This is a genomic window from Sediminispirochaeta bajacaliforniensis DSM 16054 (assembly GCF_000378205.1).
GTDB lineage: Bacteria > Spirochaetota > Spirochaetia > DSM-16054 > Sediminispirochaetaceae > Sediminispirochaeta > Sediminispirochaeta bajacaliforniensis.
Genome location: NZ_KB899415.1, coordinates 60,733 through 87,552, shown reverse-complemented (window position 1 = coordinate 87,552; position 26,820 = coordinate 60,733). Strand labels below are relative to the sequence as shown.

Below are 26,820 nucleotides of genomic sequence, written 5' to 3'. Positions count from 1 at the left end.
CCTTAATCGAAAAAGGCGTTAGATATGCTGCACAATATAATAAGAATAAAGAAATGAAACTTGCCATGCAAGAGGTAGGGCCCCATGTCAACAACATGGGGCCCTAAGACACAATAACTGTGTGTTTAACATTCAGCTTTTAGAAAAAGCGTGTTTTCCTGCCAATAAGAGGCACCGGAAAAAGAAATCGAAGAGAGATCGGCTTTTTTGGGGTCAAAAGAGATCGCGATTTCCACGCCGGAAAGATCAACATCACATATGAGAGTTTCGACATACGTAATGACACCATATCCTGCAATTCCTATATTCCACGTCTGACCTTTTCGCTCTATGGAAATTTTTCTCCCCTTCAAGATAAGATTATCAAGCTGAAAATTTCTGTATTCTTTGGAAATTGGATTAAATCGGAACCCTTCTTTCGTCGGATGTATGCCGACAACAAAGCGAATAATAAAATCGGTATATAGTGCACCCCACCCCTGAAAAGGTAATCCGGCCCCCTCCCCTGTGGCCGAATCGTAGTATTCATAGCAGTTTTCATTTGCACTTGTGGAATGGAGGAATCGATCGAGTACCTTCCCTGCTTCATCCGGTTCACTTTCACAGATTCCATACAACACGGACCAGGTTATTTGCGGCCAGTTCGCTCCCCGCCAAAAATCGTAAGAACTATAACTTTCTTCACTCTGGCTTACCGACGGCACGGGAGCGGTCGTTAGAAACTCCTTTTCCGAACATAGATAGCGATCGATGAGAGCCGAACGTTGCGCCGCCGATGGAATATCAGTCATCAAAGGGAGAAGCCCGGCCGCAGTCTTGACCGGAATTCTGTGATCCGTTGCCGCTTCCAAATCGTAATAAAAGTGATCTTCCTGGTTGTACATCAGCTCATTCATGCTGCGTTTTGTCATTGCCTGATGCTCCCGGATTCCCTGCGGTTCAGGCTTACCAAGAACAGAAGCAATCTGGAGAATGGTCTCGCGCAAGATGTAGATATAAACGTTAAAATCAACCCCCTCAATAAAGGGGTCAAGGACCCTATTCCGGGCCGCAGCATCGAAACGGGGACTATTATCCCAACCCGTTTCCCAGATATTTACATAAGAGGAAAGCCCCCTTTTCCCCAAATCTCGGTAAAGGCTCAACCACCTTTCATACTCGACCAGGGAATCATAGAAAAAATGGAGATAGGCCTTGTTGCCGAATTTTGTAAAAACCTCCTTCAAGGTGATGCCGATTACAGGAGGTTGCGTTGTCCCCGAGGTGAGAGAATCACCATCCATCCATTCCCGACCATTTACCGGATACATAAAAAGTTCGTAGGGAATCATTCCGTTTCGCCATTGGTGAGCAACAAAATTTTTCATCTCACTTTCAGAAGGGTCGGGATCGTTAAACCAAAGCCAGGCAATCGCTTGAAAGGCAGAATCCCAAAAAAATTGATTATAGTAGTGAAATTTATTTACCGAAGTGAACGGGTATGTAAAACGCTTTTCCGGAAAGTGGATTCTACCGGATTTTAGAATATACCAACTTGTGTAATAAATTTTTTCAAGATTTTTTTCCGAACACCGAAAATTTGGAATTTTCTTGATATATTCTTCCCATTCATTATTGAGTAAAGTAGTTACCTCTTCGATCGGTTTTGGGCTATCAGAGTCAGCAACTTCATTTGTTGATAAAACGGAAAAATTGATATCGATACTTGCCTTTTTCCCGTCGGCAAAGTCCGGAATCCATGCTCCGGCATATCCCATATTTCTGCTGCAAAGAGATGATGCTTCATCATAGCCTCCCCGTTGAGGCCTCTCGACCCAATAGGTATACCGCTTTTTAAGGTTGTGACTGGAAAAATACTGTTCCCTTTTTATCTCCTCGGCATTGATCTTATGCAAAGCAAGCCCTTTTAGTGTTTTGGAAAATCGAAGTACAAAGCTTGTCTCTTTCCATATACCATGGAGCTCTTGGGTACTTTTTATATAAGCGTTCACCTTTTTTTCATCTTCCCAATGATAGGGAACACCTTGCGGTGAAAAAAGTAACGCTCCCGAAAAATCCACAGAGAAATCCCTTATTCCCGCATCCGGATCTCTTGAAAATTCAACGTGAAGAAAGACCTGATTTCCTAATACGGAAAAGCGTTGGTCCATAATGAGTCCAAGCGAAGAAGTGAAGGTTTTGCATATCTCTATTGGAGTCGATATTGCTTCCTTGAGAGTAAACTCGACCTTAGTGCCATCGGAAGTAAAAACTGCTATTTCAAGCAATGGCTGAAACTGTATGATCGATGCAATAAATCCCTGGTGAATGCCGGGACAGTGACAACCTTCCTTATCCTTTACTGTAACAAGGTTGCCAAATAACGCTTTCATTTCGGGAAGGGATGCGAAAAAAGATTCTCTATTGGTTAAAGATTTCATAGTTGTTCACCTTTAGCTGTATCAAATCACCTTCGTTATATTCTTCTCCTGTCTCCAGAAGAATAGACATCTCATTACCGATATCAACTCGGTATCGATATAAGTTACCAAGATAGTATCGCTGAATTATTCGTCCGCGAATTCCACCAAAGCCTTCGTCCTTTGAATGAGAGAAGGATTCTGGCCTTGTAAAAAGAATTCCCTTACCAGCCTTACAGTTTTTCGGCTGAAGTGTTATTACCAAGTTGCCAGGAAGCTTAAAGTCTGATCCATGCAATTCGCCCTCAAGAAAATTGGCTTTTCCGATAAAGTCCGCTACAAAGAGGTCACTTGGCCGCTGATAAATTTCTTCCGGCGGACCGACCTGTAAAACTTCACCCTTATTCATCACGGCGATTCTATCGGAGATCTCGAGGGCCTCCTCCTGATCATGAGTCACGTATACTGCCGTGATCTCGAGAGAACGTTGTATATTTCTGATTTGCTGTCGTAATGATATACGTAATTTTGCGTCGAGGTTGGATAAAGGCTCGTCCAAAAGAAGGATATCGGGATCGATTACCAAGGCACGAGCGATTGCCACACGCTGCTGTTGCCCCCCACTCAACTCTTCGGGAAACTTTTTCTCTATTCCGCTAAGCTCAACCATATCGAGGGCCCATGAGATCTTTTCTTTTATATATGAAGCATCCTTTTTTCTGAGTTCCAATCCATAAGCTATATTTCGATAAACACTCTTATTCGGCCATAGAGCATAGTTTTGAAAGACAAAACCGATATTCTTATCCCACGGCGGAATATTTGTCGTATTTTCCTCGTTAAAAAAGATATCGCCCTTTGTCGTTTTCTCAAAACCGGCGATGCTACGTAAAAGAGTAGTCTTTCCGCACCCCGAAGGCCCCAACAGAGTGAAAAACTCTTTTTCATGGATCTCCAGTGAAACATTACGAAGTGCCTGAATAGCACCGAAATTTTTCTGGACCTCGTTTATTGATACCGAGGTAGTTTTCCGATTTGTATCAGATACTTTCAATGCGGACCTCCTTAGGTTTTCGAGCTTTGATGGTTACAATATAGAGGGGCACATAGAGCATCACCATCAGCAGCACAGTCATGGCCGATGCAATCCCAAAGTCGGCCCCGGCGTCGATGGTATTCTCAAAAATTACGGCAGTCATGGGCTTCCACGGAGGACGATAGAGAATGATAGAAGCACTTATTTCCGTCATTATCTGAAGAAACGAAAGCGTTGCCCCGCTGATAACACCACCGATAATCAGCGGAAAGGTAATCTGCCAAAAACTCCTCATAGGCTTTGCGCCAAGACTTTCCGCAGCCTCTCCCAAGGCCGAGTGGACCTGATATAAAGCAGATTCTGCACTCTTTACCGAATACGGCAACTTTCTGATAAAATAGGCAAGAACCAAAATCAACCATGTCCCTGTTAAGACAATAGGAGGCTGGTTGAATAAAAGGATAAACCCGATACCAAGTACAGTTCCTGGAATCAGATAAGGAACCATTACAAGTTGATTAAGAAGATTTGTAACAACGGGGTAACGCTTTTTGACCACGACAAAGGCAATACCGATCCCGAAGACAAAATCCAAGAGGGTTGCCGTACCTCCTGTGAATAAGGTCACGCCGACAGAACTGAGGTTGCTTCTGAATAATCTCGTAAAATTATCCAGAGTAAAGGTGGAAGTCAGAATCCCGACCTTCCACTTAAAAAAAGCAGAAATCGCCACGGTAATGTGAGGAAGAAACGCAAAAGCAAGGACAACAGCCGTCAAAGAATAAATCAGCCGTTTTTTTCCCTTTCCCGCCTGTCGTGCTGAAGGCTGATGCGATTTAACAGATGCATAAGAGCGTCGGGCAAGGTAAATCCGCTGTGCCATGAGAATCAACGAGGAGAAAAAAATCATAAGCATGCTTCCCGTACTGGCAATTGAAAGATTTCCGCCGACCTCATTCATATATTCCTTATAGATCATGACGGGAAGCACATTTAAATTCAGCGAAATAACATATGGGGTACCAAAATCGGTAAACGCAGTCATCATTGCAAGATAGAGCCCGTTTAGGATTCCGGGCATGGCCATCGGCAGTTCGATTCGAAAAAACGTTTTTTTTCGATCCCCCCCTAAACTCATCGAACACTCTCGTAAAGAGTGGTCCAAAGAAATAAAAGCATCATAGGTTAGTAAAAATATAATGGGAAAAACCAACCAGCTTATGACCCAGACGACCCCGTGCAAACCGACAATGGTCCAATTGAGGTGAAAAAGCCGGGTAATCACTCCGGAACTGCCCAACAACATTCGCCATGCATATGCACCAAGGAAAGGAGGAGAAACGGAGGCCATCGTAATAATCGTCAAGACGGAACTCGTGCCCGGAACCTTATATCTGGCATAAAGGTATGCAAGTCCGACACCAAAAAATGAAGCAATAAGTGTGGAGAATATCATTACCAGGAAACTATTCTTTACCGCACTTAGATATTTTGAATTTCGGAAAAAGGTCACATAATTGGACAGAGTATAATGGGTTTTCTTATCAGCAAAAAGAAGAAAGGCCCCAGGATGGTATTGCAGGCGTACCATGTTTTCGGCGTTTTTCTGCAGTGTCAACGGTTGATGATCACTTCCGTCATCAAATAATCCGGTAAAAATTTTTTGTGATATCCAGAGTGTATCCGGTCCGGTTGATAGAGAGGCGGCACCCTCCTGGAGGGACGTATTGTCCGCTATATTTCCATTTACCGCTTTTATTTCAAGCATACCAGGCCCCATGCTTGTAATGATATAAAGCGGAGTATGTCCCTGGTTTACACGATAACGGCCGTCGGAAACCTGAGACAAAGAAAATCCTTTCACCGTCTCATCTTCCAACAGAAGCTCGCCGTCGGTCGAAGTACTGATGGTAAATTCTCCGCCGTTTCTTTGAAAGGAGGATTTACAGATCCATACCTGTGAGAAAAGCACAAGGGAAATGAGCAAAACAAGAGCGATTGCAGTAAAAATTTTCCAGGGGTCCCTAAAGAAGATCAAAATACGGCTCAAGATGTACTCCTTTTTTTAGGAAAAAAAGCACCCTGATGTATCAAGGTGCTTTATAAGAAAAATCACTGCGCCAATTTTTCAAACTTCGCATTAACAACCTGTCGGGGCTCATTTGCAGGAAAAAGATTGAGCTGACCCAATGCGGGAAGAATGGAAGGGGGATCTACATCGATTCGTGCGGAACGGCGAGAAATCTGCTCCACTGCTATCTTATGTGCATCCGCCGAACAAATAAAATCAAGAACAACTTTGCCAATTTCAGGGCTCGGGGAATTCGCAACCAATGCAACGGCATCCATCTGAACCGTAACAGCATCCTTCGCATAGATCATTTTAACCGGCAGGCCTTCCTGCTCCCATTTTGCCCCCAAATCCTCGTTGATAAAACCGACCGCAACTTCACCGTCTTTGACGGCCTTGAACATAGCATCGGAACCGGGAGTGACGACACAGTTATCAAGTAGTTTCCCAACGAAATCCCAGCCATAGGCATTGACAAGTCCAGATACAATGGTATAACCGGTGCCAGATTTATTCGGATCGGCAAGGGCAATCTTTCCATCCTTCCACGCCGCATCGGCTAACTGCTTAACGGTAGAGGGATAGACATCTGCCGCCACTAAATCCGTATTGACAAGGATCGGCTGGCAAAGAACGGAAAAGGGATGCCATTTATGAGCAGGATCGCTTTTCATCATAGAGGCATCTTCGGGAGATTCATAAGAAGCAAATAGATGCGAGTAGGACTCAAAAGAAATCGTATCGCCACCCCACATGACATCGGCGGTCGGATTATCTTTTTCGGCCTCAAGCCTCGACAGCAGTTCTCCGGTTCCTGCGCTTACAATTTGGATCTTGATATCAGGATACTTCGCATGAAACGCATCTAAGATGGGATCGGTGATCTCGGCTCCATGGGGCGTATACAAGGTGACAACCCCACTTAAGCCTGAAGCAGCTTCCGGTGAGGAACCTTCCGTTTGGCCACCGGCATAGAGCAATCCCCCAGCTGCCAATAGCACAATAAGGAACATCAATGGTTTTCTCATAAGGTCTCCTTTTGGATATATCCATATATTTTTTGGGTATCACCATTCTAAAATAGCTTTATGACACTGTCAATAAGAAAGTCGAAGCAGAACTGGGGTAAAGGGTGTAAATAAGGTCTATCATTCACCTCAAAACACGTTATTTTCTATAAAGTACCTTTTTCATACCCAAAATACAAAAAAGGATTGACATTTATTTTATGATTGGTGAATATATGGATATATCCATTTTTTGGTAGGTATGATGCAAGTATATAAATATGAGCAAATTATAGAAAAAATCCAAAACGAGATAACATCGAATAATTGGAAACCTGGATCACAAATTCCTTCGGAAAGAGATTTAGTAGTCTACTTTGATGTAAGCCGGATAACGATAAAGAAAGCACTGCAGGAATTGGTGTCCCGCGGAGTATTGGTACGCTACCCGCAGCGTCGCGGTACCTTCGTACACGCGGCAAAGGAAGAGGCCGAAGAAAGGCCATCACCTGCAAAACTCATCGGCGTTGCCATCGATGATGTCTCCGATCGCTTCGGTTCCACTCTTTTACGCGGTATTGAAGACTTCTTATGGAATCAGAGAATTCATACAGTCATATGCAATGGTGATCGGGATTTCAAAAAAGTCGAGGATTACTTTCAATCACTCTTGCAGAACAACATCGACGGTGTCATTCTTTCTCCTGTCATAACCGAGGAATCCTACCAGGATCATAACCGGAACATCATCAAGTTGCTCCAAGAAAAGAATGTTCCTTTTGTTCTCGTTGATCGAAATGTTGCAGGCATCGATGCCAATTATGTCTCTTCCAATCACCGTGAAAGTACATATAATTTGACAAAGGCGCTTATTGCCCGGGGGCATAGGAAAAATATCCTATTAAAAGGCCTGCCCTGCTCAAGTATGGAAGAACGGGAGGCAGGATATCTCGATGCAATGCATGAGGCAGGAATCTCCGTTCCCGAGAAGTGGATAATCCAACTAAATGACAACAGACTCTTTACATCCATAGATGTGCAAGAGATTGAGAAACTAAAATTGGCATTAAGGCGAATAGGTACGTTACATTCAATCGTGGTCCTAAACAACCGATTACTCAAAGGATTTATCACTGCAATGAATTTACTCTCTGAAGAGTGGTACAACGACATCGTCATTGCACTCCATGATCAGTTGGTAGTCGATCTTCCCTGCAAGGAAAGGGTGTACCAAATCATCCAGCCCGACTACGAGGTAGGAAAAGAGGCGGCAAGGCTTCTTACGCAAACAATAGAAGAAAAACTCCAGCAAACACGACAGATCGTTCTCCAATCAAAAATAGTGTTAGGCCAAGAATGATTCCCTCTCCCGTTCGCCACTGTGTGCAAGATCGCCATTAATTAAAACACAAAAATATCTAATATATTCAATATCACGCAAACAAAATAGTACCAATAGTTTTTCCTGGTACTGTACTGGTACTTTTCTATAGCCTAAGTTTTTTTTATCCGTGATAGGCTACACAATGAATTCCCTCGGAAAGTGAATATCTTCATAATTGTCATATGCACGGGCATGTAACAAAGGAGCACAATTTTCACAATGATTTTTGACTACTTCCACAATCCCGTAGTCATTTCTGATTGGGCAGGAAAGATAGTCTATGCCAATCATGCTTTCCTTACCTTGTGGGGATATTCCAGAATCGGACAAGTCATCGGAATAAGTGTCCTGAGCCTTTGGAAAGATAAGTCGAACGCACAGCAAGCCTATGACATGGTGAAACAACAGGGGACATGGCAAGGACTTCTGGGAGCCTTTACCAACGCCGATAAGGAGCTTGCAATTGATGCAACGCTTTCCCTCTTTTACAGAAAAGGACACAAAAAGGGTTATTTCCTCTCCTCGTTTCAAGATATTACCGAAATGATTAACCTGCGAAGCCGTAACATTTTTCTCTCCAGTCATTCCTTTGATTGGTTTTTCGAATGCGACACAAAGGGATACTTTCGCTATGTTTCGCAATCTGCAATAACCTTCACAGGTTATCACCCTGGAACCCTCATCGGTAAGCATCTTGTTTCCATTATCCACCAACAAAGTCGGAAAGAGATCTCAATACTTATCCAAAAGCTAAAAGAACAACAATCCTCCGGACATGAGGAGATTGAGGTAGTTATAGAGACACAGCAAATTCCCCAACGGGAAACACTGATACGTTTTGCTGCTCAAATCGACATAATGGGAGTGTATAAAGGAATTAGAGGCATATGCAAAGATGTTAGTGTATACAGAAAATTTGAGCATGATCTCAAAGAAAAGGAGCAGAAAATAGACGAACTTAATACCGCATTGCAGGTTGTACTCGAAAAACAACAGGAATTCATCCACAAAAAGCAGCTTGATTTATCAACTGCACTTTACAGCAATCTTACTCCGAACAGGGAGATAAAAAGTGAATCACCCGATTCTACCTGGGGAGGTAAAGATGCTATAGCAGAAACACAAACGGCAAGTCCCCTTGCTTTGCTGAAACAATTCACCCACAGGGAAATCCAGATCATCGATTTCATCCTAAAGGGAAAAACATCAAAAGAAATTGCTTCGACCTTGAGCCTTACTCTCCGCACCGTTCAATTCCACAGGGAGCAGATAAGGGAAAAGTTGGGCATCAAAAATCGAAAAGAAAACCTGCGAGAACGGCTTCTTGAGCTTTTCTATCAGGACTAACACGAAATCTGTCAATAAACTGGCATTATACTGGCATTATTTTCCATTGTCCGAAGGGCCTCATACCATCTACCATCATCACCGTTATATACGAATACAAAAAGGAGTTCTCGTATGGTACAGAATGATTGTTCTCTCTTCCTTCTGTCATCAACAATCGGATTTTTTGCTTTTGTAAAGCGATAAAGATGTCACTGAAGTTGCTATTTTCCGATGCAAACAGGCTTCTCTGCCTGCTGGTCTTTTTCCAGGCCGGTTTCATCCTCATACTTTCTCTTATCCTTCGATCACGAAATCGTACCATAGAAAAAGCGGAAGCGGCAGTTCTCAATATCAAGCAAAACATCGACAAACATATCTACGCCAACCTGCAAGTCATGTTCAGTCTGCTCTCCATAGAGCAAAACAATACCGACAATGAAGAATTAAGGGCCGCATTAACCGCAACGGAATTGCGTTTGTATTCCATTACAGCGGTATCATCATGCTCGAAATTCTCTCATTCGCACATATCGGTTAAACTCCCTCTACTTTTTGAAAAAATCGCTATGCAGCACAAGTATCAATTTCTCGCTTCTGCTCGTCGTATGTCTATTCAGGTCGAGAGTAAAATCCCTGAAATTGCACTCAGTCAAGCGTTACCGCTTGCCCTTTTTTTCACGGAAATACTTAGTAAAACAGTGAAGTTCCTATTGTCGAGACGAAAAACGAGCGTCATGCTCTCCATCGAAATCCGGAGACAATGCGAGAGAGCCGACGTATCAATTTCAAGCCTCTTCGAATCGGCATATGAAACCATAGATTACCAAGATGATGCGGGATTGAAGGATATCCTCGTTCGGGAGCTGAACGGAATTCTCACTTTTTCAGAAAACACCTTTTCAAACATTTCCTTGTCCTTCCCCTTACGGGAAAAAGAAAATGTCGACATTCAATTTGAAAAAAGAATACGACATTTTGAAAATACGATAAGAACAGCATATCCTCCCCACTTTCACGAACTACCGACGGAACTCTGGTTTAATCCGAGGAAATGAGGATACAATGAGCCATGCAGACTACTCACGACATCTTGTTTGGATCGGCTCGAAACATGAGTGCAATTGAAGCGGAAACTATCGATTTGGTGGTTACCTCCCCTCCCTACCCGATGATTAGTATGTGGGACCTTCTTTTTGCTCTTCAAAACCCCGACATCAAGGTCGCTCTCGAAAACGGAAATGGGTACAAGGCCTTCGAAGCAATGCATTCCATTCTTGACGAGGTCTGGCGTGAGTGCTCAAGAGTGCTCATCCCGGGAGGTTTTCTTTGCATCAACATAGGAGATGCCACAAGAAAAATAGGTGCTCATTTTCGCCTCTTCACCAATCATGCCCGTATCATTTCAAGCTGTGAGGCTTTGGGCTTTCACTCCCTCCCGCCACTCCTGTGGAGGAAACAAACCAATAGCCCAACCAAGTTCATGGGTTCGGGTATGCTTCCGGCCGGAGCATATGTCACCCTTGAGCATGAGTATATTCTTGTATTTCGGAAAGGAGGGAATCGTCGTTTTTCCGAAGATGGACGCATGATCAGAAAAAGAAGCGCCCTTTTCTGGGAAGAACGAAATAGTTGGTTTTCCGATCTATGGGATTTTAAAGGAATACGGCAGCCACTGTCCCAGAAGGGATGCCGATCAAGAAGTGCTGCCTTTCCATTCGAGCTGGCCTTTCGCCTCATTAATATGTACTCAATCCAAAACGATACGGTGTTGGACCCGTTTCTCGGAACAGGTACCGTTACGGCTGCGGCCATTGCCTCGGCACGGAATTCCGTGGGTATCGAAATAGATACAGGGTTATGCGGACTTATCAAAGGAACCATCACGGCCGCGACCGAAGCCGGGAATAAGCGCCAATCAAAACGACTGTCGGACCATCTCCACTTTGCCGAAGGTAAGGAACTTAAGCATTGCAACAGCTTCTATAGCTTTCCGGTGGTAACCGCCCAGGAAACGGCCTTACGCCTGCCGCGAAGCGTAACGACCGAACAAACACCTCCTTCATCGCCTTCCCGACTCCGATATTGCAGCGATCACGATTTTTACGAAGCTTCAGGGCTATAAGCGCATCGTCAGAGGCGATCAAAATCCTCATCTTCAAAGGACACATCAGAACGAGGTGCATCAAGAGCAAGATGTCTGTCCTCCAGACGAAAACGCTGAATCAGCGACTGCAGCTGATCGGCCTGACCCGCAAGTTCTTCGCTGGCCGAGGCACTTTCTTCGGCACTTGCTGTATTGCTCTGGGTTACCTGATCGATTTGATCCAACCCCTCGGTAATCTGATCAATACCCTGAGCTTGCTCTCTGCTGGCAACCGATATCTCTTCGAGAAAATGCGCAACCTTTTCAACACCGTTAACAATATCTTTCAACTTACCTGCGGTACTTTCCACGTATTTATTTCCAAGTTCGATATTGCCTATGGATTCCTCAACCATCATGGTTGTTTCCTGAACAGCTCCGCCACTCTTGACCGCGAGATTTCGTACCTCTTCGGCAACAACGGCAAAGCCCTTTCCATACTTTCCTGCCCGGGCCGCTTCTACATTGGCGTTTAAAGCCAGTAAATTGATCTGGAACGCAATATCGTCGATCACCTTTACAACTTTCTTTATCTGATCACTCGATTTATTAATAGCCGCCATCGCATCCTGAAGCGATGTCATCTCGCGATTGCCATCCCCCGCAGTGGTTACGGCCGACTTTGCGATACCGTTGGCCTCCATTGCATTCTCCGCATTTTGCTTTGCCTGTGCATTAATCTCATTAATTGAAGAGGTTATCTCTTCCAGGCTGGAGGCCTGTTCCGTAGCTCCCTGGCTTAATTCCTGAGAGGCCTGACTTACCTGATCGGCCCCCGAAGCGACCTGTTCCACCGCCCCTTTTACATTGGAAAGAATATCGGTCAGTGAGCGTTTCATAATAGTAAGAGATTCGCCCAAACCGTCTTTTTCCGATGTTTTTGAAAACTGAACGGTCAAATCGCCTTCTGCAATACGTTCTATCACCCGTCCCTTTTCCTGTAATGCCACAAGCATTGAACGAAGCGCGTCCGCTAAGATACCGATTTCGTCCTTCTGATTGATATCAAGTTGTACCTCAAGATTACCCAAAGCAATCTCTTCGGCAAAGGCAACCCCCTGTTTCAGACCATTGACAATCGATCGTGTCAACAAAACGGCAATAATCAGGGCAAGGATAAGGGCTACAGCCACACCAATCAGAATAAGAGACATGGAGGCAAGCAAACTATCTGCGGTAGTATTTGCAATATCCTGGGTCGCTCCAACCCCGGCAGATGCAGTCGCTTTTGCAGCCTCAAGGACTTTGTTGCCGGCTTCCGTACTGTCATTACGGATTTTTTCTACTTCTAAAAATCCATTGTAAGCCGCACGAACGGCCTCCTGATAGCTCTTGGCGGACTTTTCAATCTCTCCCAGAAAATTAATATCCGAACTTCGTTTGGTTTCTGCCCTAATACTTTGAACAAGCGTTGCTGTTTGATCCAAGGCATCCACGGCTTCTTTCATGTATGAATAGTCTTTTGTCGCCTGAGCCTTAAAATTGAGAACGCGAGCAGAGTTGACCATGTCAATCACCGCATTCATAGTCCTGCTTTTCCAGGCTCTGAGAAGCAAGGCAGACTCTCCGACATCCGAAGCGGCAAACTCCTCCCCCTGGATGCTTGCCTGGCCGCTGAGGTACTCCTCTGCCTGATCAAGCAACTTTGCCGCAGCGGCATCCATCTGCATCCTTGCGGCCTCTATGGCATCAACTGAATTCTTTAGAAGAGCAATTTGTCGTCCGTATTCATCCACATTTTGGCTGGCAATTTCGGCCTCAGTCTTAAGGGATGAGAGATAGGAATACTGCTCGGACAATGCCAGTGCGTCATCCAGGGCCCCAACCACTACACTGTGATTGTTCATCCCCTCTTTGTAGAGATCGGGATCAAAGCTAAGCGAATACTCGGAGAAGTAGCGCATGGTTCTTAATGATTCCCGCTCAAGTTCATTTGCAACTCGCACTTCGGGAATATATGCATCCTTGAGCCTTTCCGACAGAACAGTGATCCTTGACATATTGACGATTGAAAGACCTCCGACAATAGCCACAAGAAGTATGATAAAACCAAACCCTAAGGTCATCTTTACTCCGAGTTTGAGATTTTTTATCATTCCAGAGCCTCCCCGTGCATGCTGCACATAGCCTTTTCTTACTATTCTTTTGATATATTTGCGAAACGCAAGGGAATTGGAAATTTTTCATGAAAGAAGATCGAAAATCAACGAAGACTATGGAGCAAGGAAAAGTAAGAGTGCCAAGACAAAAAATAGGAGAGCAAGGCCCAATTTGCCCCAAAATAGATTTCTGTTGAACCATCTGACTATAAGCTGATGAGAGACACCCGCAACGACAAGCAATAGCAAAAGGACGAGAGGCACGATAAATGCGGCATTGTAAAGCAACAAGAGGAGCAAAGCTGCTTTGTTTTTGCTCTGGACCATGAAAGCGATGGTCGGAAAATAAACCTGGCCGGTACAAGCCAATTCCAAAAGTGAGACGATCATACCAGTAACGACGAGAGGGAGAACAATATGAAGAAGCAAAGAAAAACAGGCAGGCGTCGAGGATGGTTCCTTTCCGTCATACTTTCGAACGTGAGCATGGATCAGAAGCTTGATCGGACGCGGTAGCTGCAATATCATCCGCGACCGAGTTCCCCGCCGAACCATCACAGCATCGAGGCAAGAAAGAAAAGCGAGAAGAAAGGCAAGGATGGAAAAACCATACCGAAAAGCTTCCCGTAGGATAACCAGGCCTTCGGCCGTGCGGAAAAGGGTAAAAAGGCCACCGCCGATAGCGAGGTACGAGAGGAAAATCCCCGTGATAAAACTTCCTCCCGAAAGCAGGAGCTTGCGGCGCCCTCCACCTCTCGATGCAATCCATGACAAAAAGAAAAGCATAGTTGTAAATGCACAGGGGTTCACACCATCGACAAGACCGGCGAAAAAAACCGGAAGCCAGGTAAACTGCTGGCCGTACGATTCGCGATGAATGCGAAATTTTCCTTGTCGTTTCAGATAGTCTCCGTGCTTTGCAAAGAAACTCAATTCGCGAAGCAGTCCGGACTCCACAGCATTATTGCCTTGATACGCATTATTTCCAATAATCAAAACAGGAAAAATGTCGAAATGCTGCCCCATTTGGGTTAAACGTTCCTTACAATGGATAAAACCTTCTTCAGAAAGAATATCATAGTATTCGGCTCTGACATCGACCCCGGTTTCTGCTTCGATCCGAGGCAGAAGCCTCTGACGAAAGGTATCGCAATGGGAGCACCCAATCTCTCCGTAGTATTCAATATCGGCGGCGGTTAAAGAAAAAAGAGGCATTGAAAAGGCGCTATAAAACATAAGCACCGCAACAAACCAGAATTTCACAAAAAGCCTCCCTTTTACCTGTAACCGCTGCGACATGCTCCTGGTTTTATGTATATACAAGAAACAAAGTTTTTTTTAAAGGAGAAGCAGATGAATTGTCGTTTTTTCCTCTTCCCGATGGCTGTGCTGCTGATGCTCCTAACGATTTTACCTCTATCGGCCCAATCGCTTTATGTTGATTTCAAATCAAAGACAGAGGATGCCAGTCACTACGGTGCATGGAGCAGCTCTTCGGGGAGGCTCGTCCAGAATGATGTACAGCAGCCCCTTGCCAAGATCAATTTCAGAATTCCCCAAAGCGGGGAGATGGTCTACTCCTTTGATGTGCATTATGAGGGAGGTGCTATAGAAGATCGAAAGGGAGGCTTTGGAATACAGGTTTTTGTTGATAGAGCCCACCCCGGAAAATCCTGGGGCGACGGTCGCTCCTACCTCCTCTGGCTTAATTACGACGAACATGCGACCTATGGAGGAAAAGGCTTTCGCGCCCAAGTCTACAAGAGTATAAACCATCACACCATGACCCTCATGAAAGGCTATGATATTCCCCTGGATAGTGCCATGCTGACGGAAGAACATCTCGATCGGGTGGTCCCCGTCAGATTAACCGTCAACGGTGATACCGGAGAGGTAAAGGTATGGAACCCTCTGCAAAGCGGGACATACTATCGCTTCTTCCTCGATAAGGCACCTGGCAAAGGAGCCTATATTGCTCTCAGGACGAACAGTATGGCAGTGAGCTTTGACAACCTTTCCGTACATGCGGTGCGATAGCTACAGATAACCATTCACCTATGTTTCTTTCCACACTCTCTACGTGAATAGCTATCAGCAGGGCGGGAGACAAGAATGTCGGCCGCCCACTTTAGCTTAACAAAGAGCATTTTGTCCCCACCGGCATCGGGATGCTCCCTTTTACTCAATCGTCTAAAAGCCTCCTTTATGCATGTGGGCGCCGGTAGAGGGACCGGCAGGGAAAGCTTCTTGGAAGGAGGAAGCTCGAGAACGAACAAGGCAAGAAAGAGCTCGGCTTCTTCAGCCGAGAAGTTGCGGTACCTTTGCACAAGTAAATTCAAATGCTCTTCGAAGCGGTCCATCCATTGGAGTCTGGAAAGGCCGATAAGATGACGTGCGGCTTTCTTTGTTTTTGGAACAAGCTCTTCAGCCCAAATAGGGGTTTCGTCGCTTCCTGCAAGGTACTGCTCCAGGTATGCAAGGGAAAGAAATGAGTGAAAAAGCGGCTGCGGCAGGGATTGCAAGCAATGGATAATCCAGCGTCGTTTTTCCTCACGTTTTCGTTCCAAAGTCGAAAGATAGTCCTGTTTCAACGCCAGATAAAGGGGAAAAAAGGGATCGACGGGAAGATGCTGAGCCCGAAGAAAGAGCCGCAGCCGATCGGGAGAAACCCGGGCGTGGAGAAGCACGGAATAGCCTCGCCGCGAAAGTCTGACCTGTTTCAGTCTGGCGGATATTCGATAGTGGGCCAGAAGATCACGATATCCGGGAAGCCTCTGCATCCCAGCGGGTTGGTGGGCAAGCAGCCCTGCGATGGTGTAGCTATGCTGTCGACGTCGGGAAGCTCCACTCATGATACCGCAGTATAGCACATGAGACAAAAGGGGCCATTCATTGACAATAGCAATCTCCCATGCTACTGTTCTTCGATACGTTTACACCAATAGAAGATCGGAAAGGTAATGCGATGCCAAGCAAATCGAAGGATCATAAGGATCATATCGACAAACCCAATGTCGTAGAAAAAAAACGAGACCAGCACCCTATGCTTTGGGCTTTCAGTGTTTTCATCCTGGTGCTCATTGTTGTTACGTTTGTCGGGGCCCCGGCAATATCCCATTTCGGAAGTCAGAGGGGAAGTATCGTTTTCGGAAGCTGGAACGGAGAACCGATTGAATATCGTCCGGATAACTATCTTTCACGCCAGAGAGATATGGTTGCCAAACGTTATCAGGCAATGTTTCAGCAATCCCAGGGACAGGACAATATAGATTGGCAGCTATTCCAGGTTTGGAATGGGGCTTTCGAGTTAACGGTCATACATTCGGCCATCATGGAAGAAGCAAAAAAGAGTGGTTTACAGGTAAGCGACGAGCGCGTAGACAGAGCCCTGACCTACTATGAAGGCTACTGGGAAAACGGAAAATTCAGTCCGGAGGCGTACAGGAATACCCCGAGCAGCGAGAAATTTTCCGTCAGAAACTATTACCATGAAAGTCTCATTCACCAGCAATGGGTGGGTGATGTCTTCAGCACCCGCTCAAGCAGTGCAGAAAAAGCGTTTCTGCTCTCCCTTGCATCTCCCGAACGCAACTTTCGGTTTGTCAACTGGGATTTAAACAGCTACCCGGCGGAAAAGGTCGCCGAATACGGGAGAGAAAAGGGAGACCTTTTTGCTGAGGGAAGCTTCAGCAGGATCAGTCTCAAAGATGATAAAAAATCGGCAGAAGCCGTTTTAAAGCAGCTTCGAGAGGAAACCTCGACCTTCGAAGAACTGGCCACTGCTCATTCAACCGATATCTATGCCGACAAAGGCGGAGAGATGGGCTATGTGATGCGTTATGCGCTCCAGTCGGATATTAGTAATGATAAGGATCTTGATGAAGTGTTTTCCCTTGCTCCAGGGACGGTAAGCGGGCTGGTGGAAACCCCCTACGGCTGGGCCATATACAGAAGCAACGGTCCCATCCGCGACGCGGACTTCACTAATGACGAGACCATCGATAAAGTTAGAAGCTACATGCTGGTAAATGATCGGGGAATCGTCGAGGACTATTTTCTCGATTTGGGAAAAACGTTTGGAGAAAGTGCCGAAAAGAGTTCGTTTTCCGAAACGAGTGATTCGATGGGCCTTACCGAACATCTTACCGATTATTTCCCCATTAACTTCGGCTCCGTCGGTTTTCTGAAGGTAATCAGGACCATAGATAATTCCAATTACCTGCAGAGCATCGGTAACAATGACCGTATTCTGAAATTGCTTTTTTCCCTTGAACCGGAAGGTGTAAGTGAACCGCAGGTTGTCGGCAACAACGTTATTGTCTTTCAGATGATAGACGAGCGTGATGCTCCGCAGACCGTAAAGGATACCATCGATCAACGTTACCGATCCGTCATTACCAATATGACCGATGATCAGGTCAGAAGACTTTTTCTGGGCTCCAAGAAGCTGGAAAACAATTTCATGGAGGTCTTCAGCACCCGTATTCTCAATCGTGGCTGAGACCTCTTCGTCAAAAGGCCCTCTCCTGCAAGCCGCAGGCGGAGGGCTTTCCTGTTTTTATGCGAACAGGAATCTCTATCATTACAAAGAACCAGTCGAGAAAGCGCGTCAGAGAGCCGATGCCGCACCTATTTCCCCTCAGACACTTTATATTCTTCCTTCTCCTCTACTTTGGTACGGTGTTGACAAATTGCTTGAAAGGATCGATGCATCATCTCTGATCCTTGCCGTCGAAATCGATGAAGAGCTCTACAACCTCGCAGAGAATAGAAGGCCTTCCTCCCTTTGCAAGAACGAACGGCTTATATTTCTCAAAGAAGATCAAGCCCTTGGAATCCCCCCGCCGATCTCGCTAAGCACCATTCGAAGGGTGCGCTTGGTCACGTTGAACGGGGGCTACGCCCTTGCTCCTGCATCATACCGCCGGCTGGTCGCTCATTATGAACGATATATACGCCTCCAATGGCAAAACAGGATGACTCTCGTATGGTTTGGGCCGCTTTGGTTGAAAAATTTCTTTTATAATTGCGCGGCGATTGCAAACCAGGCAACGATACCGCTTCGACAGAGCGAGCTCCCGATTTTGATTGCGGGAGCAGGTCCCTCACTTGATGAGGCCATCCCCCTCATAGAGCGTTATCGCAAGCAATTCCTCTTGCTTGCGGTTGACACGGCTCTATCGCCACTGAAGGCGCACGGCTTAGATCCCGATCTTATCGTCTGCCAGGACGGCCAGTATTATACCATGGGTGATTTTATCACTTCGAAGGGGTTTTCCACCCCGCTGCTTTTCGATCTCACAGCCTTCAGAGGGGTCCCACGACATCAACAGGCCCCACTCTTACCCTTTCTATCGTCCTTTGATTCTTCGCAGCTTATAGCCCGCTTCTCGCACGCCGTACCGGAGATACCGCTTCTGCCCCCGGTCGGCTCGGTCGGGGTGACGGCTCTGCTATTGGCCCAAAAGATGAAACCGCCTGCACTGCTGCTTGCAGGCCTCGATTTCTCATACCGGCTGGGCAAAAGCCATTGTCGGGGTACCCCTTTCCATCACCGGGAACTTCAAAACCGAAAGAGGCTAAGCCCGGAGGGAGATTTCTCAGCCATACTGCAACGCCATCCCTTTTGCCTCGACGAGGAGCAGGTTCCCCCGGTAATAAGCGACCTCGTTCTCTCAGGCTATGAAGAAAATTTTACCGAACGACTTTCCGCCCTAAAGTCAGCAATGCCTATCTGTATCTTTCCGGGAAGCCTGCCAACACGCAAACTGAGAGGTAAAACGGGAAAAAGGTACGACCATGATCCCGCTCGTTTTCTTTCTGAGCTGGAAAAGAGGCACGGCTCTTCAGCCCCCCTCTTCGCCCGGGGAAACGGCGACGACCGAAATACAGGAAGAGATGTGCAGGGCTTTCTTCTCTCCGAGCAGCGTTTACTGAAGCAATTTGTTCAGGAAGACAGGCGCTTATGGAAGGAGCTTGACTATCTTTATCGCTTCTTTCCCGACTTTCATCGTATCGATCCAGAACAGCCGGACGATGGCTTCCACCGTCGAGCCATCGCCTCGGCTCAGAGATTTATCCGTATTATCGAACAGGCCCTTAGCGTTCTTCGCTCTTGAGAACCGAAAGAAAGGCGCTCTGGGGAACCTCGACACTTCCGACCATCTTCATTCGCTTCTTTCCCTCTTTCTGCTTCTCCAATAGCTTGCGCTTTCTGCTGATATCACCGCCGTAACACTTTGCCGTAACATCTTTTCGTAAGGCACTGATGGTCTCCCGCGCGATAATGGTGCTGCCGACGGAACCCTGAATCGGAATCTTGAATTGCTGCCTGGGGATCTCTTCCCGCAGCTTTTTGCAGATAATCCTTGCACGATAAGCGGCATTTTCGCGAAACACAAGCTGACTGAGGGCATCGACAATCTCACCGTTGACAAGGATATCGAGCCTGACAAGATCGGTTACCTTGAGATCGGAAAGTTCATAATCAAAGGAAGCGTAGCCGCGGCTTACCGATTTAAGCCTGTCGTAAAACTCATACAAAACCTCGGCAAGAGGCATCTCGTAAACCATCTCTACCCGTTTTTCATCGAGGTAGGTCATCGACTGCTGCACACCCCGCTTTTCAAGACACAGATTCATGATGGGCCCAAGGTAGTCGGAGGGGGTAATGATGGTTGCATGGATATAAGGCTCTTCGATTGTCTCGATCTTTACCTGATCGGGAAAGGAAAGCGGATTATCAAGGGAAAAGCGCTCTCCGCTTTTCATGGTAACGCGATAACGAACAGAGGGGCTGGTAAATACAACGGAGAGTCCGAACTCCCTTTCCAGTCGCTCCTGAATCACTTCCAGATGCAAAAGACCGAGGAAACCGCACCGAAATCCAAACCCGAGGGCCGCCGAAGAGTCCTTTTCATAGACAAGGGAGGCATCATTGAGTTTCAGTTTATCCAGCGCGCTAAGAAGCAGTTCATAGTCATCGCTGTCGATGGGATAGATGGAAGAAAAAACGACCGGCTTAACCTCTTTAAATCCATGGCGGGCCACACTACAGGGACGCTCGGGATGCGTTACGGTATCTCCGACAGTTATATCGCTGATGGTCTTAATTCCGGCGATCATATAGCCCACTTCACCGGCTCTAAGCGATTCGGTAGGGAGCAAATCACCTCGGAACATTCCCACCTCTTCTATACCGTAGACCGCCCCATTGTTCATCAGCTTGATCTCATCACCACGTTTCATGATACCGTCGTAGAGCCGCAGATGAACGACGACACCACGATAAGGGTCGTAGTGACTATCGAAAATCAGGGCCTTCAAGGGCTCGTCTTCCGACCCGTCGGGAGGAGGAATCAGCTCAACCAGCCGTTCCAGAAGCTCATCAACCCCTTCGCCGGTCTTAGCAGAAACAAGAACGGCGGTGTCGGGGTCAAGGCCGAGGTCATGATCAATCTGATGCTTAACCATCTCGATATTCGCACTGGGAAGGTCAATTTTATTGACCACAGGAATGATTTCGAGGTCGAGTTCCACGGCCATATACATATTTGCAAAGGTTTGAGCCTCAACCCCCTGACTCGCATCAATCAGCAGGAGAGCCCCTTCACAGGCACTGATGGCCCTCGAAACCTCGTAGGAAAAATCGACATGCCCCGGCGTGTCGACAAGGTTTAGCTCGTAAATCTGGCCGTCCATGCCCTGATAGGGAATGGTAATAGCCTGACTTTTGATGGTTATTCCCCGTTCCCTTTCGATATCCATGCTGTCGAGGAACTGGTCCTTGAATTTTCTGCTGTCGATCACCTTCGCCTTTTGGATAAAACGGTCGGCGAGGGTAGATTTTCCATGATCAATGTGCGCAATAATACAAAAATTGCGCATTCGTTCGCGAGATATTGCCATTGGGGTGTACTATATCTGAAGAAACATCTTTCTTCAAGCTACACGTTTTTCTATTCTCGATCGATGAGCAGGCGAACCCTTTTCAATAATTCAACAGGCTCAAAGGGCTTCCGCAAGAAGACTTCGCGACTTATATCGATCTTACGCTCCCAGATGGTACGCTCGGGGTATCCACTCATAAAAAGGACCTTCAAGCCTCCGTCGGTCTGCCGCATACGCGCAGCAAGCTCACCGCCGTTTAGATGGGGCATGATAAGGTCCGTTATCAATAGATCCAAAGCGGCATCATGCCGTTCCTGAATAAGAAGGGCCTCTCCCCCGTTGCGTGCGGTAAGAACATGATAACCGGCCTTGGCAAGAATTCGTTCCACCAATTCCAACACACCTTCTTCATCCTCAACTACAAGGATCGTTTCGTTCCCACCGACACTTGCCGTTTCTTCAGAAGAAGAAACACTCTCTTCAACAGCCTTGCCCGATATGGGGAGATATACATGGAAACTTGTTCCCCGATCACTTGATGTTTCCACTACAATATTTCCGTTAGACTGTCTTACAATACCGTACACGGTCGAAAGACCAAGACCGGTTCCCTTCTCGTCAGGCTTCGTGGTATAGAAGGGCTCAAAAATCATTTCAAGATCCTGATCATTAATACCGGTACCGGTATCGGAAACAGATAGAACGACATAGTCGCCCGGTACAACCGTCCCCATGGCTGAAGGAAAGGCTCTCTCCACTTCGTGATTTTTGGTAGTGATAAAGACTTTACCACCGCCTGGCATAGCGTCCCGAGCATTAACCACGAGATTCATAAGAACTTGCTCAATTTGGCCAGGATCTACATACACGTCCGACCGTTCGGCAGACGGAAGGAGCGTCATGGTGATATCCTCACTCACAAGTCGCTGCAACATCTTTTCCATCTCACGAACCAGTCTGTTCAGATCGATCTGTTTCGGTTTCAGAACCTGCCGTCGGCTGAAGGCAAGAAGCTGTCTGGTAAGGGCCGTTGCCTTTTTAGCAGCCTTCTGAATGCCGTCTATATCGGAAGCAACATCCTCACCGGAGTTAAGCTTCTCTTCCAGCATTGTCGTATAGCCCATGATGACCGTAAGGATGTTGTTGAAATCATGGGCAACCCCACCGGCAAGCCGACCGATTGCCTCCATTTTCTGGGCCTGGCGAAGTTGATCTTCCAATTCCCGTAACCTGGTAGTATCAAAGACAAAACCATTAATCTCGGTCAGGTTCCCGGAATTATCGAAACGAGGGACGATATTTGCCCGAACCATCAAACTTTTCCCATTGTTTTTACGCATGGAAAATTCCGCCAGCCCAAGCTTACGTTTACTATCTATCCCATTCCAAAAACGTTTTTTCTCGTCTTCATCGATAAAAAGATCGTTAATACCGACAAGCGCAGCCTCTTCATCGGAATGAAAGCCGTATAGTTCCAGATAAGCATTGTTGCAATCGATTAGACGCCCGTCCGCATCACAGATAAAATCCGCCGAGAGATCGTCCTGAAAAAAGCGTCGATAGCGCTCCTCACTCTCATGGAGCCGTCGTTCAAGAACGGCGCGATGAAGTGCCATTTCAATGGTAGTTCGCAGTTCCCTCGCTTCAAAGGGCTTAATAATATAGCCGAAAGGAGCCGATATCTTGGCACGTTCAATGGTCCTCTCGTCGGCATAGGCGGTGAGTAAGATAACAGGTACATGATAGGATTCTCGAATGATTGAAGCGGCCTCCAGCCCATCCATGCTCCCCTGCAGGCTGATATCCATCAAAATCAGATCGGGGATCTGCTGTTTGACTGCAGCGACAACCTCTTCCCCGCTGGCAAAGAGTCCGGGCACATCATAACCGTAATTCTCAAGATGGCGTTTAATATCCAGAGCAACAATACCTTCATCTTCCACAACAAAAATGGATGCCATCCGAACTATCCCCGTTTTTATACTTCGCTTTCCGCAGATTGTCCCGTATCCTCATCAAGAAGGATAAGGGCTTTAAGAACGCTCTTTTCAGAACGTTTCCGCGTCCCTAATATTACTCTTAATAGATCGTCTACGACTTTTCCATAACCAAGCTTGGCAAAATGATTTTTTATCACATACGCCTCATGTTCTATCTGTTCATATGCTTGTTCTCGTAGTAAACGACGACAATGCTCGGCAAAATCAGACATATTGATGGGCGTATCGGGAAATGTGGAGCCTTCGTCGTGGCCAATACGATGTTCCGCTCCGGTAGAGATTCTGACAGGCAGCTTCACCACAACCTCCGTGCCCTTTCCCGTATCACTTGTAAGCTCGATAGAACCTCCGACCTGATCGACGAATTGCTTTACGATTGTAAGACCGAGGCCTGTTCCGCCGAAGGTTCTTGTCGCCGAACCGTCTACCTGGGTAAAGGCCCGAAAGATGTGGTCCTGTTGATCTTTGGCAATTCCCACCCCTGTATCCACCACCTTAAGCAAAAGAGAACCGCCTGCCTGATCAATTTTTTCTCCGGCGGAAATTGTCACCGAAACCTCCCCCCGAGAGGTAAACTTCAAGGCATTTGAAACCAAATTCAATATGATCTGATAATATTTCTCCTCATCACACCAGAGAAGTTTCGGAACCCCCGGCGCGACGGTGATGGAAAAATCAACATCGCTTTGGGCAATTTGATAGGCAAACCGTTCCCGTATCTTCTTCACCATTGAAGAAACATTAAGATTCGACATGACAAGTTTAAATCGGTCCGATTCTATCTTTGCATAATCGAGAACCGAACTGACCATATCCAACAGGCCTTTTCCCGACTCAATCAAAAGATCAAGATACTCCCCTACCTCGGACGAATCGCTTCGTTCCTTGGCAAGCGTAGCCATACCCAGTATTGAATTAATCGGAGTACGAAACTCATGGCTCATATTCGCAAGAAACTCGTTTCTCGCCCGCAGCCCCTCTTCCGCTTCCCGCTTGGCGCGCTTCAACTCCGTCTCGGCATGATGTTTGTAAAGGGCCATCTCGATAACCGAATGGATTTCGCGTTCCTGAAATGGCTTCAAGATATATCCGTAAGGTTGGGTCGCCTTGGCTCGCTCAAGGGTTTTATCATCTGAATAGGCAGTGATGTAGATAATGGGAACATCACGTTTGCTTCGAATGTATGTAGAGGCCTCGATACCGTCCATATCGCCCTTTAGATGAATATCCATAAGCACAATATCAGGATGCAACAGATCATCCTGCTGAACAGCATCTTTTCCGGTAAGGACACGCCCGACCACATGGTAGCCCAATCCCCGCAGCCGACGTTCCATATCCATGGCTACTATGCTTTCATCTTCTACAACAAGGATGGAGGGAGCTTTCTGTTCTGTTTCATGCATACTTTTATCTTCGATGCTTCACACTCCATTCAACGGCCCGCTGCATAAGCTCCGTCGAGTTTTTCAGATCGAGCTTTGTTTTCAGATGAGACTTATAGGTTTCGATCGTCTTGATGCTGAGACAAAGGGACTCTGCAATGAGCCGGGTATCATAGCCTTGTCCGATAAGCTGAAACACTTCAAACTCTCTATCGCTTAAACGGGCCATCGGATCTATCGTATCCTGCTTACCGGCAGTGGTAAGGCGGGTCAGTAGCCTTTCATTCATCTTGGCACTAAGGAAAAAACCTCCCGACAAAACCTGTCGAATCGCTATCATCACGCTGTCGGTGGCCTCACTTTTCATGATATAGCCCTTGGCACCGGCACGTAAAGCTCGTTCCGCATAGACATTTTCATCATGAAGGCTTACAGCCAGCATCAGCAGTTCGGGATAGAGGCGAGACAAATCCTTGATCATTTCAAGCCCGTCCCCGTTCTTCAACGAAAGGTCCACCAACACAAGGTCAGGCTTGGTCGCGGAAATAATCGTCAAAGCAGCCGAGGGATCTTCTGCCTGTCCTACCACTTCGAGATCGGCTTCCTGATTGATGAGCAGAACAAAGCCCTGCCTGACAATGGGATGATCATCGACAACCACGATACGTTTTTTCATGTCCCGCCTACTGAACCGATTTTTGGAACTCGGCAGGTAATACTGCTTCCCTTTTCGGGTTCACCGTAAATACTCAGCCTACCAGCTATCATACTGGAACGAAACTCCATGATTTTCAAGCCGATTCCTCCTTGCCTGCCGAGGACGGCGCCATTTCCGTTATCTTTTACCTCAAGGATAATTTCCGAATCATCATCGTGAAGCATAATCTCAATGAAGTCTGCGTTGGCATGCCGAATGGCATTGGTAACCGCCTCCTGAGCAATATGATAGAGTTGACCGGCAAGGGCCGAATCGGCGATTTCTTCCTTGAGTGCGGTTTTACAATCGATAGGGATGCCGTAAAGCTCCTCACAATAGCTTGCAAGCTCCTGGAGGGCTACGGAAAGCCCCTGCGTCTGCAGAGTAACGGTAAGCAGATTCTTTGCAAGGTTTCTCGTCTGCATGATGGTGTCATTTACCAGAGCCGCAATAGAGGCGGCATTCTCCGCCTCATTCGGAAGCGACTGGCGGAGACGGTTTTCAAGGGCCTTAATCTGCAGACTTATACCGGTCAGTTTCTGACCAAGGCTGTCGTGAAGGTCCTGACCGATCCGTTTCCGCTCTTTTTCGCTGATTTCCAGGATCTCTCTTTCCAAATGCTTACGGGTGGTTATGTCGCGAGCAATGATGGAAGCACCACTTATCCGGTTCTGATGGTTACGAATGGGAGAAACCTTGACAGAAACATTAATAATGGTACCATTCTTTTTCTGCCGTATCGTCTCGTAATGGTCGACTTCACTGCCGTTCCAAATGGAATCAAGAATCTCCGGCATCTCATTCGGGTAAAAGGGCGGAGTGAGGATGGAAATATTCATTCCTCTCACAGCTTCCGCTTTATAGCCGAAAATCGTCTCGGCTCCACTATTCCAGCTGATGATGGATCCATCCAGACTAGTCCCGATAACAGCATCACTGATACTCTTGAGGGTCACGGAAAGGATCTCTTCGTTCTCACGTATCCTTCGTTCCATCTTTGAGCGATAAAGGGCCATCTCAATCATAGAATGGAGATCGTTTCGGTGGCTGCTTTTGGTGATATAGCCGTATGGCTCGGTTTTTTTCGCCCTGCCGAGGGTTTGTTCGTCGGAAAAAGTTGAAAGGTAGATATACGGGATTTGATAATCGCGGCGAATCACTTTGGCCGTCTCGATGCCGTCAAGCTCACCTTCCAGACGAATATCCAGCAGAATAAGATCCGGTTCGACACTCTTCAACATCTGAAGGGCTTTTTCTCCCGATGCCACAGGCTGACAGACATCGTATCCAAGCCCTCGTAACGTTCTGCTTATATCTATCGCAACAACTTGCTCATCCTCGACGACAAGGATAAGCGGTTTTCTTTCCGAATCTTTCATG

General features: G+C 46.6%; 19 protein-coding genes. 7 read left to right on the top strand and 12 right to left on the bottom strand.

The window, feature by feature from the left end:
* Positions 1-125: 125 nt before the first annotated feature.
* The 4 genes from F459_RS0110840 to F459_RS0110825 form a co-directional block, all read right to left on the bottom strand.
* The gene (locus F459_RS0110840) at positions 126-2,420 is read right to left on the bottom strand and encodes an amylo-alpha-1,6-glucosidase (protein ID WP_020612746.1); all 2,295 of its coding nucleotides are present in this window, start codon (positions 2,418-2,420) and stop codon (positions 126-128) included.
* A complete protein-coding gene (locus tag F459_RS0110835) occupies positions 2,401-3,453 on the bottom strand; it encodes an ABC transporter ATP-binding protein (RefSeq protein ID WP_020612745.1) in 1,053 nt (350 codons plus the stop codon). Before F459_RS0110835 ends, F459_RS0110840 begins: the two co-directional genes overlap by 20 nt.
* Complete coding sequence (locus F459_RS0110830) at positions 3,440-5,485, bottom strand: ABC transporter permease (RefSeq protein WP_020612744.1); 2,046 nt, start codon at positions 5,483-5,485, stop codon at positions 3,440-3,442. Before F459_RS0110830 ends, F459_RS0110835 begins: the two co-directional genes overlap by 14 nt.
* A gap of 62 nt (positions 5,486-5,547) precedes the next feature.
* A complete protein-coding gene (locus tag F459_RS0110825) occupies positions 5,548-6,534 on the bottom strand; it encodes an ABC transporter substrate-binding protein (RefSeq protein ID WP_020612743.1) in 987 nt (328 codons plus the stop codon).
* 241 nt (positions 6,535-6,775) lie between these two features.
* Here F459_RS0110825 and F459_RS0110820 point away from each other — a divergent pair, with 241 nt between their 5' ends.
* The 4 genes from F459_RS0110820 to F459_RS0110805 all read left to right on the top strand — a co-directional run bounded on the left by F459_RS0110820 (position 6,776) and on the right by F459_RS0110805 (position 11,348).
* Positions 6,776-7,873, top strand: a complete 1,098-nt coding sequence (locus F459_RS0110820) for a GntR family transcriptional regulator (RefSeq protein WP_020612742.1) — start codon at positions 6,776-6,778, stop codon at positions 7,871-7,873.
* A gap of 234 nt (positions 7,874-8,107) precedes the next feature.
* On the top strand, positions 8,108-9,244 hold the full coding sequence (locus F459_RS0110815) for a PAS domain-containing protein (protein WP_322786011.1): 1,137 nt from the start codon (positions 8,108-8,110) through the stop codon (positions 9,242-9,244).
* A gap of 188 nt (positions 9,245-9,432) precedes the next feature.
* Entirely contained in the window at positions 9,433-10,281 is an 849-nt protein-coding gene (locus F459_RS0110810; protein ID WP_051086169.1) for a sensor histidine kinase family protein, read from the top strand.
* Positions 10,282-10,337: 56 nt separating this feature from the next.
* Positions 10,338-11,348, top strand: coding sequence for a DNA-methyltransferase (locus F459_RS0110805; RefSeq protein WP_245540149.1), 1,011 nt, complete (start codon positions 10,338-10,340; stop codon positions 11,346-11,348).
* Between the two features lie 8 nt (positions 11,349-11,356).
* Here F459_RS0110805 and F459_RS0110800 read toward each other — a convergent pair whose 3' ends face one another.
* Positions 11,357-13,465 carry a methyl-accepting chemotaxis protein gene (locus F459_RS0110800; RefSeq protein WP_020612738.1) on the bottom strand — a complete coding sequence of 703 codons (2,109 nt, stop codon included), beginning with the start codon at positions 13,463-13,465 and terminating at the stop codon, positions 11,357-11,359.
* Positions 13,466-13,582: 117 nt separating this feature from the next.
* Positions 13,583-14,731: a cytochrome c biogenesis CcdA family protein gene (locus tag F459_RS0110795; protein ID WP_033301596.1), complete on the bottom strand. Its 1,149-nt coding sequence runs from the start codon at positions 14,729-14,731 to the stop codon at positions 13,583-13,585.
* A gap of 90 nt (positions 14,732-14,821) precedes the next feature.
* On the opposite strand from F459_RS0110795, the gene F459_RS0110790 reads away from it, so the two are divergent.
* Positions 14,822-15,505 (top strand): hypothetical protein, encoded by a 684-nt coding sequence (locus F459_RS0110790; RefSeq protein ID WP_020612736.1) that lies wholly within the window; start codon positions 14,822-14,824, stop codon positions 15,503-15,505.
* A 14-nt stretch (positions 15,506-15,519) separates the two neighbouring features.
* On the opposite strand, the gene F459_RS0110785 is transcribed toward F459_RS0110790, so the two are convergent.
* Complete coding sequence (locus tag F459_RS0110785) at positions 15,520-16,320, bottom strand: hypothetical protein (RefSeq protein ID WP_033301572.1); 801 nt, start codon at positions 16,318-16,320, stop codon at positions 15,520-15,522.
* A 113-nt stretch (positions 16,321-16,433) separates the two neighbouring features.
* On the opposite strand from F459_RS0110785, the gene F459_RS0110780 reads away from it, so the two are divergent.
* A complete protein-coding gene (locus tag F459_RS0110780; RefSeq protein WP_020612734.1) occupies positions 16,434-17,969 on the top strand; it encodes a peptidylprolyl isomerase in 1,536 nt (511 codons plus the stop codon).
* The gene (locus F459_RS0110775) at positions 17,962-19,587 is read left to right on the top strand and encodes a motility associated factor glycosyltransferase family protein (RefSeq protein WP_020612733.1); all 1,626 of its coding nucleotides are present in this window, start codon (positions 17,962-17,964) and stop codon (positions 19,585-19,587) included. Before F459_RS0110780 ends, F459_RS0110775 begins: the two co-directional genes overlap by 8 nt.
* On the opposite strand, the gene lepA is transcribed toward F459_RS0110775, so the two are convergent.
* The 5 genes from lepA to F459_RS0110750 are packed head-to-tail and all read right to left on the bottom strand — an operon-like array spanning position 19,568 to position 26,819.
* On the bottom strand, positions 19,568-21,376 hold the full coding sequence (lepA, locus tag F459_RS0110770; RefSeq protein WP_020612732.1) for a translation elongation factor 4: 1,809 nt from the start codon (positions 21,374-21,376) through the stop codon (positions 19,568-19,570). The genes F459_RS0110775 and lepA overlap by 20 nt on opposite strands.
* 50 nt (positions 21,377-21,426) lie before the next feature.
* The gene (locus tag F459_RS0110765; protein ID WP_020612731.1) at positions 21,427-23,319 is read right to left on the bottom strand and encodes a hybrid sensor histidine kinase/response regulator; all 1,893 of its coding nucleotides are present in this window, start codon (positions 23,317-23,319) and stop codon (positions 21,427-21,429) included.
* Positions 23,320-23,336: 17 nt separating this feature from the next.
* A complete protein-coding gene (locus F459_RS0110760; RefSeq protein WP_020612730.1) occupies positions 23,337-24,764 on the bottom strand; it encodes an ATP-binding response regulator in 1,428 nt (475 codons plus the stop codon).
* Positions 24,765-24,768: 4 nt separating this feature from the next.
* Positions 24,769-25,419, bottom strand: coding sequence for a response regulator (locus tag F459_RS0110755; RefSeq protein WP_020612729.1), 651 nt, complete (start codon positions 25,417-25,419; stop codon positions 24,769-24,771).
* Positions 25,416-26,819 (bottom strand): PAS domain S-box protein, encoded by a 1,404-nt coding sequence (locus F459_RS0110750; protein ID WP_020612728.1) that lies wholly within the window; start codon positions 26,817-26,819, stop codon positions 25,416-25,418. Before F459_RS0110750 ends, F459_RS0110755 begins: the two co-directional genes overlap by 4 nt.
* Position 26,820 lies beyond the last annotated feature (1 nt).